This is a genomic window from Rhodothermales bacterium (genome assembly GCA_034439735.1).
GTDB lineage: Bacteria > Bacteroidota > Rhodothermia > Rhodothermales > JAHQVL01 > JAWKNW01.
Map to the genome: position 1 here is coordinate 1 of JAWXAX010000042.1, position 11,488 is coordinate 11,488.

The 11,488-nt window shown below is 63.1% G+C and carries 10 protein-coding genes; 8 read left to right on the forward strand and 2 right to left on the reverse strand.

Going from position 1 to position 11,488, the window contains the following annotated elements:
- The 6 genes from SH809_02895 to bshC all read left to right on the forward strand — a co-directional run.
- The coding region (locus SH809_02895; GenBank protein MDZ4698630.1) for a purine-nucleoside phosphorylase at positions 1–775 on the forward strand (775 nt) is incomplete at its 5' end.
- A 211-nt stretch (positions 776–986) separates the two neighbouring features.
- The gene (locus SH809_02900) at positions 987–1,406 is read left to right on the forward strand and encodes a DUF3276 family protein (protein MDZ4698631.1); all 420 of its coding nucleotides are present in this window, start codon (positions 987–989) and stop codon (positions 1,404–1,406) included.
- A gap of 6 nt (positions 1,407–1,412) precedes the next feature.
- Positions 1,413–2,702 (forward strand): histidinol dehydrogenase, encoded by a 1,290-nt coding sequence (gene hisD, locus SH809_02905; protein MDZ4698632.1) that lies wholly within the window; start codon positions 1,413–1,415, stop codon positions 2,700–2,702.
- Positions 2,703–2,792: 90 nt separating this feature from the next.
- Positions 2,793–3,917, forward strand: a complete 1,125-nt coding sequence (gene hisC, locus SH809_02910) for a histidinol-phosphate transaminase (protein ID MDZ4698633.1) — start codon at positions 2,793–2,795, stop codon at positions 3,915–3,917.
- Between the two features lie 80 nt (positions 3,918–3,997).
- Positions 3,998–4,585, forward strand: a complete 588-nt coding sequence (locus SH809_02915) for a bifunctional nuclease family protein (protein MDZ4698634.1) — start codon at positions 3,998–4,000, stop codon at positions 4,583–4,585.
- A gap of 27 nt (positions 4,586–4,612) precedes the next feature.
- On the forward strand, positions 4,613–6,265 hold the full coding sequence (gene bshC, locus SH809_02920) for a bacillithiol biosynthesis cysteine-adding enzyme BshC (protein MDZ4698635.1): 1,653 nt from the start codon (positions 4,613–4,615) through the stop codon (positions 6,263–6,265).
- Here the strand turns inward: bshC and SH809_02925 are convergent.
- On the reverse strand, positions 6,247–6,768 hold the full coding sequence (locus SH809_02925; GenBank protein MDZ4698636.1) for a hypothetical protein: 522 nt from the start codon (positions 6,766–6,768) through the stop codon (positions 6,247–6,249). The genes bshC and SH809_02925 overlap by 19 nt on opposite strands.
- Positions 6,769–7,208: 440 nt before the next feature.
- Here SH809_02925 and SH809_02930 point away from each other — a divergent pair, with 440 nt between their 5' ends.
- Positions 7,209–7,622: a CoA-binding protein gene (locus tag SH809_02930; GenBank protein MDZ4698637.1), complete on the forward strand. Its 414-nt coding sequence runs from the start codon at positions 7,209–7,211 to the stop codon at positions 7,620–7,622.
- A 71-nt stretch (positions 7,623–7,693) separates the two neighbouring features.
- Here SH809_02930 and SH809_02935 read toward each other — a convergent pair whose 3' ends face one another.
- A complete protein-coding gene (locus SH809_02935; GenBank protein ID MDZ4698638.1) occupies positions 7,694–8,365 on the reverse strand; it encodes an HD domain-containing protein in 672 nt (223 codons plus the stop codon).
- A gap of 199 nt (positions 8,366–8,564) precedes the next feature.
- On the opposite strand from SH809_02935, the gene leuS reads away from it, so the two are divergent.
- Positions 8,565–11,312: a leucine--tRNA ligase gene (leuS, locus tag SH809_02940; GenBank protein MDZ4698639.1), complete on the forward strand. Its 2,748-nt coding sequence runs from the start codon at positions 8,565–8,567 to the stop codon at positions 11,310–11,312.
- Positions 11,313–11,488: the final 176 nt, after the last annotated feature.

The window sequence follows — 11,488 nt, forward strand, 5'->3', positions numbered from 1 at the left end:
CCGCCTCCTGGCGGCGCCCCCCGAGATCGCCCTCGTGCTCGGCTCCGGACTGGGCGGCCTGGCGGACGCCATCGTTGATCCAGTGATCATTCCCACCCGATCCCTCTCCCACTACCCGGCATCGACCGCACCGGGGCACCAGGGCCGGCTCGTCTTTGGCACGCTCGAAGGCCGGCCCGTCGTCTGCGTCCAGGGACGCATCCACCTCTACGAGGGCATCAGCGTCCGACGCGTCGTCTTCCCGATCCGGCTCGTCCATGCCCTCGGCGCGCGTAAACTGCTCGTCACGAATGCCGCCGGCGGCATCAATCGGCAGTTCGCGGAGGGCGACCTCATGTTTATCACGGATCACATCAACTTCGCCTTCGCCAACCCGCTCGCCGGGCCCGACGCCGGCGAAGGCCCTCGCTTTCCGTCTCTCTCCGACGCCTACGACCCCGTCTGGCGACGCGCCGCCGAGGCCGCCGCACTACAGGAACGCATCGCCACACAATCCGGCGTTTACCTGTGGACAGGCGGGCCCAGCTACGAGACCCGATCCGAAATCCGCCTCTACCGCGCCCTCGGCGCGGATGCCGTCGGCATGAGCACCGTGCCCGAGGTCATCCAGGCTCGGTACCTGGGCATGTCCGTGCTCGGTCTTTCCGCCATTACGAACCTGGCCACCGGCATGAACACCGAACCGCTCCGGCATGAAGACGTACTGGCCGTCGGCCGGCGGATCCGGCACGACGCCGAACGACTGGTGCGCGCGATCCTGCGCGCTACGACCTGATCGTGCTACCGAATAGAGACTACCGAATAACACAAAAAGATAGGGTGCGGGAACTGTTTCAACGGGGAAGTGAACAATGGATTGTATTTTCTTCATCAGGTTCAGATATTAGGGAGTGAGTTTTGCTTCATGAAGAGTCCAGCGATTTTGTCCAATCTTGACGTTGGGTTGTTTCATCAATGCCTGATTTATGGGCGAGGGGAGGTAATCGATGAGTTACGAACGGGAGAATCCCAACCGATCGTATAACGAGCGCGGCGAGTATTCGGAGGATGACTACTACGAAGGCAACGACCGTTCGCGTTCTTCAGGTCGGTATCGAGATGAGGTCTATTCGAAGCGAGTGCCGGCCGGTAAACGGACGTACTTTTTCGATGTAAAGACGACGCGCTCCGGCGAGGACTTTTTCCTGACGATCACCGAGAGCAAGCGCATCGATGAGACACGGTACGAGAAGCATAAGATATTCCTGTACAAGGAGGACTTCGGGAAATTCCTTTCCGCCATGCACGAGGTGGTCCAGCACATCAAGGACCAGTGCCTGCCAGGCTACGAATTCCGCGGCCTGCCCGAGTTGACGGTCGTTCCACAGGACGATGAAGACGACGCGTATCACGACGACGAATACTAGGCGCACGTGATACCTATCGTTGCCTACGCGGATCGGCAAACGCGCCTCCGCGTGATATTGAACCGCCAGGCCTCCTTCAGCACGGAGGTGGACGAGGTCGTTCGCGCCATCCTCGGACAGGTGCGTGACCGCGGCGACGACGCCTTGGCGGCGTACACCGATCAGTTCGACGGCGTCCGGCCGGCTTCGCTCCGCGTTTCGGCGTCCGAGCGCGAAGCCGCCTTTCGCGCTCTCGACCCCGACTTTCTGGCCATCCTCACCGAGGCGGCGCGTAATATTCGACACTTCCACGAGGCCCAGCGCCAGCAATCCTGGTTCCGGGAAGATGGCGACGGCGTCATCCTCGGACAACGTGTCGTCCCGATCGAACGGGTCGGACTCTATGTCCCGGGTGGCAAGGCGTTTTATCCCTCCAGCCTCCTGATGAACGCGATCCCGGCGCAGGTGGCCGGCGTCGTGGACATCCACCTCGTCTCACCGCCCGGAAAAAACGGGCGCCCCCATGCCTCTGTGCTCGCCACCGCGCACCTGCTGGGCCTCGAAAACGTTTACGCCGTCGGCGGCGCCCAGGCCATCGCGGCGCTGGCGTTTGGCACCCGGACCATCCCACGCGTGGACAAGATCGTGGGCCCCGGAAACGCCTACGTCGCCGCGGCCAAAAAACAGGTCTATGGTCCCGTCGCCATCGACTCGATCGCCGGCCCGAGCGAGATCGTCGTCCTGGCCGACGAAACGGCCGACGCGGAATTCGTCGCCGCCGACCTCCTCTCACAGGCCGAACACGACGAACGCGCCTCGGCCATCCTGGTCACGACTTCGGCCCCGCTCGCCCGCGCCGTGTGCGACCACCTCGCGCGTCTCGTGCCCACGCTCTCGCGCCGGCGGATCGTCGAGGCCTCCCTCGCCGAGTACGGCGCCTGCGTCGTGACCGACACGCTGGATCAGGCCGTCGACATGGTCAACGAGCTGGCGCCCGAACACCTGGAAGTCATCGTACACGACCCGTGGGCGCTACTGCCGCGGATCCGCCACGCCGGCGCCATCTTCCTCGGCCCGTATTCGACCGAGCCCGTGGGCGACTACTTCGCCGGCCCGAACCACGTCCTCCCCACCGGCGGCACCGCGCGCTACGCCTCGGCGCTGGGGGTGGACGACTTCATCCGCAAGCAGTCCGTCATCGCCTATACCCGCGAACGCCTCCTGACCGCCGGCCCCAGCATCGTACGCTTCGCCAATGAGGAAGAACTGACCGCGCACGCCCTGGCTGTGCAGGTCCGCCTGGATCGGCACGCCTGATCGGATCACCCGGCCGGGTCGTACGTTTAGTGGCGCTCGAGTGTCTACCAGTCGATTCGCCGGTCGCCGGCACGTACAGAGATGCAGCGTATGGAGATGCAGCAGGAGGCGCGGCTCGCGCGCGCCGTCGAACGAATCCGCCCCTCGGTACGCTGGGAAAAGCCCTATATCGTTCCGCGCGATCCCGGCCCGGTCCACATCAAGCTCAACCAGAACGAAAACCCCCTCGATCTGCCCGAATCGCTGAAGCGGCGGCTCATCGAGGACTTCTTCAACGTCCCGTTCAACCGGTACCCCACGGAACAGCCGGACCGGCTCCAGGCCGCGATCGGGCGCCACACCGGCCACGACCCCGCCGGCATCCTCATCGGCAACGGCAGCAACGAGTTGACGCATACGCTCGGGCACGGGTTTATCGAACGGGGCCGGCAGGTGGTGCTTCCGACGCCCATGTTCTCCCTGTATAGCTCGGTCGTACGGCTCTTCGAAGGAGTCATCGTTCCCGTTCCGCCCCGCCCCGATCTCCGGTTCGACGCCCCCGCCCTGCTGGAGGCGGTTCGGATGCATCGGCCGGCCCTCACCGTGCTCACCACCCCCAATAATCCTACCGGCCTCTCGATGCCGATCGAGGAGATCGAACCGATCGTGGATGCCGCCGCGGAGTCTGGCTTTGTGGTGGTGGATGAGGCCTATATCGAATTCACCGAGGAAGTGAGCGTAAGCACGCTGCTGGACCGCTACCCGCATCTCATCCTACTGCGTACCCTCTCCAAGGCCTTCGGGCTCGCCGGCCTCCGCATCGGCTATTTGATGGCGCACCCGGCGATCATCCAGGAGTTGCTAAAAGCCCGGCTCCCGTTTATGATCGACCGTCTGTCCGAATCCGTGGCACTGGCTTTGCTCGACGACCCCGTACTCCTGGCCGAGCGTGTAACGGCGATGAAAACGGCGTGTCAGCATATCGGACGCGCCCTGGCCGCCATGCCCGGGGTACAGGTCGTTCCGAGCCAGGCAAATTTTGTACTCTTCAAAACCGACCGCCCGGGACGCGCCGTGATGAAGCAACTGGCGGAAGATGGCATCCTCGTGCGCGACATGAGTGGATATCCCGAATTACAGGGCTATCTTCGTGTTAGCGCCGGCCTGCCGGAAGAGAACAAGGCGTTCTTGATGGCGTTGGAGAGGTCGTTGCACGCGCCAGCGGATCTCGCATGACGTCGCCGGCCTCGGTACGCGTTTTCGGCCCTCGCATTTTCGAATTTTATATAGCCTTGTCGATGCAAGCGTAAGCGTCAATGGAATTCATTCAGGTAGACATTGTTGGACTCTCGACCAGCCCTTCCAGTGGCGGCGCCTACGCCCTCGTGCTTGGTGAGATCGAGGGCAATCGCCGCCTCCCGATCATCATCGGCGCCTTCGAAGCGCAGGCCATCGCACTGGAACTCGAGAACATCCAACCGCCGCGTCCGATGACGCACGATCTGTTGCGGGACCTGTTCGAGACCGTCGGCGCCGAAATTCTGGATGTCGTCATCGACGAATTGCGTGAAGGGACGTTCTTCGCCAAGATCCGCTTCGTGCATGGCGGCGATGAGAGCCAGCTCGACTCCCGCCCCAGCGACGCCGTTGCCCTGGCCGTGCGCGTAGGCGCCCCGATCTATGTGGCCCCGGCCGTGCTTGAAGAAGCCGGCATCCCGACGGAAGAAGAAGGCGTGTCCGCCGTGCCCAAACCCGAAGTCGAGGAAAAACCCAATCGCCCCGTCTCCAAGCTCAAACAAATGGAGGATCAGCTGGAGAAAGCCATCAACGACGAGAACTATGAGCTGGCGGCCAAGCTGCGTGACGAAATCGAGCGTAGCCGCGGGGATCAGACCCAGAACTGAGCGCCACACGCGCAGCCACCCCACGTTATGCATGCGACGCCGGCCTACCAGCACGTTCCCTCCCTCCCCTACGCCGCCCTCTCCGCCTCATCGCTTTTTGTCGACTACTGTACGCGGTACGGTAGCGTAGCGCCGTTTTATTCTGGCGATTTCCGGAATCCGGAACACCTGCGGGCGGCGTTGGACCGCACCCTCGCGGTCGATCGTAACCGGGATGCCCTGGTTGATGCCCTGCACGCGCAACAGACGCGCTGGGGGGTAGACGATGCCACCCGGGCCTCGCTCGATGCCCTCCGGTCGCCCCGCGCCGGCGTCGTCATCACCGGCCAACAACTCGGCCTCTTCGTCAGCCCCCTCTACACGATTTACAAGACGCTGACGACGATCCAGCTCGCGCGACAGCTCTCGGCATCCACCGGCCACCCGGTTGTCCCGGTGTTCTGGATGGCCGGCGAAGACCATGATTTCCGCGAAATAGCCACAACCACCCTCGTCAATAGTGGCTCGGTGACGGATCTCTCCCATGCCGAAACGCCGCTGTCGGAAGGCGAGGTCAATGCCGGCCCCGTGGGGCGCCTCCGGCTGGACGGTACGATTTCATCGCTCATCGACCAGCTCGCCAGTGCACTCCCGACGACGGAATTCAGCCCCGAGTGGCGGACGCTCCTGCGCGAGGCCTACGCGCCCGGCGCCCTCATGGAAGACGCGTTCGCCCGGGTGCTCAAGCGCCTGACACAAGGCACCGGCCTCATCCTGGCCTCGATCGACGACCCGGCCATGAAGCGGCTCGCCGTGCCGCTGTTCGAGCGCGAAGTGCGCGACTTTGCTGGCTCGTTCAAACGCCTCGCCGAAACCAGCGCCGAACTCCTCCACGAGGGGTACCACGCCCAGGTCGCCACCCGGCCGACCAATCTGTTTATGATGGAGGAGGAGGGCCGGCTGCCCATCGACGCCGAAGACGGCCGATTTATCCTCCGCGGCACCTCGCGCAGCTACAGCCCGGATGATCTGCTGGCGCTGGTTCGCACGACCCCCGAACGCTTCAGCCCTAATGTGGTGCTGCGCCCCCTCATCCAGGATCTCCTCTTCCCGACGGTGGCCTACGTAGCCGGCCCCGGCGAGACGGCCTATTTCGCCCAGTACCGCGAGCTGTACACCTGGGCCGGCGTGCCCATGCCGATCATCTACCCCCGCGTCAGCGTCTCGTTGATCGACCCCACCGTCCGGAAATACCTCGATTTTTACCCCTTCGCCCTGCCGGAATACGCGAAAGGCACTGAATGGCTGCTCAAGCAAACGGCCGCCGCCGCGATGCCCGAAAGCACCGAGGCCGTTTTCGCCGAGGCGAACCGGGCGATCGATGCGCAGCTGGATGCCCTCAAGGCCCGCGCCGGCGAGATCGACGCCACACTGAACCGCTCCGCCGACGCCGCCCGGGCCAAAATCTCCCGCGTCGTCAATCGCCTCCACGATCGCGCCATCCGAGGGTACAAGCGCTCCCTCGAAACCGACCGCGCCCGCCTGGATCGCATCACAGCCAGCCTCTTCCCACACGGGAAACCCCAGGAGCGCGTCCTTTCACCGTTCGTGCTGATCAATCAGTATGGGCTGGACGTGTTCACCCGGCTCATGGATCGGCTACCGCTGGACACCTGGGAGCATCACGTCATCGAGCTGTAGCGCCTGCGACGGAAGAGAGGAAAGGCCAGCGCGACAAAAAGAACGCCCTGGAGCATCGCCAGGCTGTCCGGACCACCACAGAGGCCACCGGAGAACGCCTCGCCGGCCCCCAGCGCGGCCAGATCCTCATCGGCGTCAGCGAGCGCTCTTGTACGGGAGCAGATGCTCACATTCAGACCGTAGCCTTGGGTGCCATGGGCATAGATGAGGTACGACGTGTCGCGCTCGAAATGATACCCGCACGCCGCGCCGCCGTTCGTGGTGGTCCAGATTATCATCCGCTCTTCGGTGTCCCCCTTCCAGCCTTTCGATACATCGATCACCACGGCATTCCGATCGTCAAATCGAGTCACACTGAGCACGCGGCCGGCAAAAACGGCGTCGGCCTGATCGCGCTCGACCGTTGGAGAGTCCGGGATCAAACAGTCGCAGGCGTGCGCCGCTTTGGGCGCCAGCAAGAAAAGTACAGCCAGCATTCCGGTGTAAGCAATTGAGTAGCTCATGGCGTTTTCACGAACCTGTGTAACGAGGTGGGCGTTGGCAAAAGAGGATGCACTTCTTAACTCGACGTTGTCAATTTCCGAGAAGCACGCTGAGGAGTTGCCCTCGAATCGGGTTACATACACTGGCGCTGAAGCGCGTCGCAGAGCGACGCGGCATAATAGCCCCCGTCGTTTTAAGTCGGGGGCGATCCCACGCCACCGATGCCACCGACCTGAAGGACGGGGGCTATTTTACGGCGTCGCTCCGCGACGCCCTCACAGGGGCAGCCTGGAGTTTTCCCCGATACGAAGGATGTATTTTTAAATGTCGCACCCAACATAGGACAGCAAAAAGTCTCCGGGGTACTCCGAAAGGCCTACATCCGAGCGGAATATTCCTATTCCACGCGGACGATATCGAGCTTAGACCCCATTTTTATCCCCCTTATTCCCCAACCCCTGTGTCAATTCTCACCGATACCCTTGCTTCCGCCCGCACGATCGCCGTCGTGGGGTTCTCCCCCGATCCTTCCCGCACGAGTTACGCCATCGGGCACTACCTGATCGAAGCCGGCTTCACGGTCATCCCCATCAACCCAAATGAATCGACGATCGAAGGAATGACCTCGTATCCCGACCTCCAGAGCGTGCCCGACACCGTGCACATCGATATCGTCAACGTCTTCCGTAAACCAAAATATGCGGCAGACGTCGTCCGCGACACCCTCGCCCGGATCGTCCGCACCGGGGAGAAGCCGGCGATCTGGACCCAAATCGGCGTCTCGAGCCAGGAAGCCGAAAAGCTGGCCACCGAGGCCGGCCTCGTCTACATCGCCAACCGGTGCATTATGGTGGAACACGCGAGGGGAAAGTAAAAAGTGAAAAGTGAAAAGTGAAAAGTGAAACGTACCCTCCACTTTTCACTTTACACTTTTCACTTTGCACTTCAGCTACTGAGTACCTCAAACCTGGACAGCTCAAACCGGAGGCCGTCGCGCATCGGGACGAGGCGGTCGTCGAGGTGGTGGCGCGTGGCTTCGAGGACCTCGAGATGGAACCAGTGCTGCGCCTCGGGGCCAGACGAGAGGCCGCGGCGCGTTCTGCCCGTGGCGTAGACGTCGATGCCTCGCTCGAGGGTCTGGTTGATATTCCAGAGGTTGTGCTGCTTGTCCGCCAGGCTTATGGCCGCCGCCTCGACCGCGTGCCGGCGGAGACCGGCGATGTACGCCTCTTTCCGCTCCCGCCACGTCCGATGCTTGCCGGCTTCGTCGAATTTATCCTCCGTGACCTGGACGACAAGCCGGGCGACATCGGCGCCGACAATCCGCTCCAGGTGGGCGGTGCGGAGGTAGTGATCGTACTGGTTGGCGTCTTCCAGCACATCGTGCAAGAACGCGGCCGCGATGGTCTGATCGTCCCAGCCGGCGCGCATCACCGTCAGCGCCACGGCTGTGACGTGCGCCATCACCGGCACCTGGAGGATCGCGCCGTCCGGAACGTCAAACGGCGTGTCGCGCCAGTAGCCTTTCCGATAGGTGCCGTCGTGCCACTGGGCGGCCAGCTCGACGGCGTGTTCGATGAGGGGGCTGAAAAGAGATGTCGTGTTGGACGATGTCATGTTACCTACATGCTGGCCCGGTGAAAGGAATATGTACGGCGTGGCCTCGAGGACAAGCCGCCCGCACTCCTGAATCCACCCGGTGAATAGTGAAACGGCTACGGTACAGCCCGGGCACGGTTCCCTCGAACCTTTTGCGCGGCACCATCGTTGGTTTGCCTTTCCATATCATCTCGTACCGCCGTTCTTACGTACCGACATGGCAGGTTATCCGTACTCAGACATCGAACAGAAGTGGCAGCACATCTGGGAAGGACAGAAAATCTTTCGCACCCCGGAAAAGGTCGACCATAACAAGCCCAAGTATTACGTTCTGGACATGTTTCCTTATCCGTCGGGGGTAGGGCTCCATGTCGGCCATCCGCTCGGGTACATCGCCACGGACATTCTGGCGCGGTATAAACGCATGCAGGGGGTGAATGTGCTGCACCCCATGGGGTTCGACGCCTTCGGGCTGCCGGCGGAGCAGTTCGCGGTCGAACACGGCGTACACCCCCAGATTACGACGCAGCGCAACATCGACAACATGCTCCGCCAGCTCAAACGGCTGGGGCTGAGCTACGACTGGGACCGCACGATCTCCACGACGGACGTCGATTACTACACCTGGACCCAGTGGATCTTCCTCCAGCTCTATCACAGCTACGTGGACGCGAACACGGGCCGCGCGCGTCCCATCGCCCATCTCGTCGAGGAACTCGAAGCCGGCGCATGGACGGTCGATGAAACCAACCGCCTCGTGCCGGCGGCCGGCCGGCGCTGGACCGCCCTGTCCTCTGCTGAACAAGAAGCCGTGCTGGCCAACTACCGTCTGGCTTTCATCGCCGAGGTGCCCGTCAATTGGTGCCCCCAGCTGGGGACCGTACTGGCCAACGAGGAAGTCACCAACGAGGGCCGCAGCGAACGCGGCAACTACCCGGTCTTTAAACGCCCGCTCCGCCAGTGGATGCTGCGCATCACGGCCATGGCCGAGCGACTGGGGTCGGACCTCGAGCTGGTCGACTGGCCCGAGGCGATCAAGATCATGCAGCGCAACTGGATCGGCCGGAGCGAAGGCGCGCATATCACCTTCCCCATCGATGGCCACGCGGATACGCTGAAGGTGTTCACCACGCGCCCGGACACCCTGTTCGGCGCCACGTACATGGTGCTCGCGCCAGAACATCCGCTCGTGGATACGCTGACGACCGCCGCGCAGCGCGACGCCGTCGCCGCCTACCGGAAGTGGGCGCAGGGAAGGTCCGAGATCGACCGGACGGCCGAGGGCAAGGAGAAAACGGGCGCGTTTACGGGCGCCCACGCTATCAACCCGGCGACCGGCCAGCGTATCCCCATCTGGATCGCGGATTATGTGTTGATGGGCTACGGCACCGGGGCGATCATGGCCGTGCCCGCGCAGGACGAGCGCGACTGGGCGTTCGCGAAAACGTTTGACCTCCCCATCGTCCGCACCGTCCAACCGCCCGAGGGTTTCGGCGACGAGGCCTTTACGGGCGACGGGCCGGCGATCAACAGTGGCCTCCTGAACGGCCTTGGCGTCCGCGAGGCCAAGCAGAAGATGACCGCCTGGCTCGAAGAAAAGGGTGTTGGCGAGGGGACGATCAACTACAAGCTGCGCGACTGGCTCTTCAGCCGGCAGCGGTATTGGGGCGAGCCGTTCCCGATCCTCCACGGTCCGAATGGCGAAATCCGCCCCCTCGAGGTGCGCGATCTCCCCAATCGTTTGCCCGAGATGGAGGACTTCTCCCCCACCGCCAGCGACGACCCGACCGCCCCGCCGCGCCCGCCGCTCAGCCGCGCCCCCGAAAGCTGGCGCGTCGTCACGATCGACGGCGTCCGCTACGAGCGCGAGCTGAACACGATGCCCCAATGGGCGGGCTCGTGCTGGTATTACCTGCGCTTCATCGACCCGACCAATAGCCGCGGCTTCGTCGACCCCGAAAAAGAACGCTACTGGATGGGCGGCAAGGGCATCGACCTGTATGTCGGCGGCGCCGAACATGCGGTGCTGCATCTGCTGTATGCCCGTTTCTGGCACAAGGTGTTGTTCGACCTCGGCCACGTGTCGACCCCCGAGCCGTTCGGCCGGCTCTTTAACCAGGGCTACATCCAGGCCTACGCCTACCGCGACGCCCGCGGGATTGCCGTGGCCGTGGAAGAGGTGGTGGATCAGGATGGCCGGCCGGCCGCCGAAGTGCAAGACCAGCCCAACCGCCGTTGGTTCTACAAGGGCGAGCCGGTCTCCCAGGAATACGGCAAGATGGGCAAAAGCCTCAAAAATGCCGTCAACCCCGACGACATGTGCGACGCCTACGGCTGCGACACGCTCCGGCTGTATGAAATGTACCTGGGCCCGCTCGAAGCCTCGAAACCCTGGAATACCCGCGACATCGTAGGCGTCAACCGCTTCCTGCAGCGGGTGTGGCGGAATTTTGTCGCCGAGTTTAGCGATGAACTGCTGGTCATCGACGAGCCGGCGACGGACGAGCAGCTGCGCCTGCTCCACAAAACGATCAAGCGGGTGACGGACGATATGGAGCGCTTGAGCTTCAACACGGCCATCGCTGCGCTCATCGAAATGAACAACACCCTCAAAGGGCTGGAGCGTATTCCGCGGGCCATCGCCGAACCGTTTGTGTTGATGCTCGCCCCGATGGCGCCCCACGTGTGCGAAGAGCTCTGGCAGCGGTTCGGGCATGCCGAGTCGCTGGCCTATGCGCCGTGGCCGGCGTACGACGAGCGATACCTGCAGGAGGACACGATGGCGATTGCCATCCAAGTCAACGGAAAACTCCGCGCGACCCTCGTCATCGCCACCGATGCGTCGAAAGACGCCATCCTGGCCGCCGCGAAGGCCCAGGAGAACGTGGTGAAACACCTCGAAGGCCAGACGATGCGGCGGGAGATTTATGTGCCGGGGAAAATAGTGAATCTGGTGGTGGGGTAGAGGGCGTAGAGACGCCCCGGTGGGGCGTCTTGGAACGATTCGGAATGGGGAAAGGCTGGTTTTTGACGTTGTGCCGGAGACGCCCCACCGGGGCGTCTCTACACGCGATGTCATGCTGAGCCGTGCGAGGCATCTTAAACCGGCATACCCTGCCCGACGGCACAACCTGTCCAGCC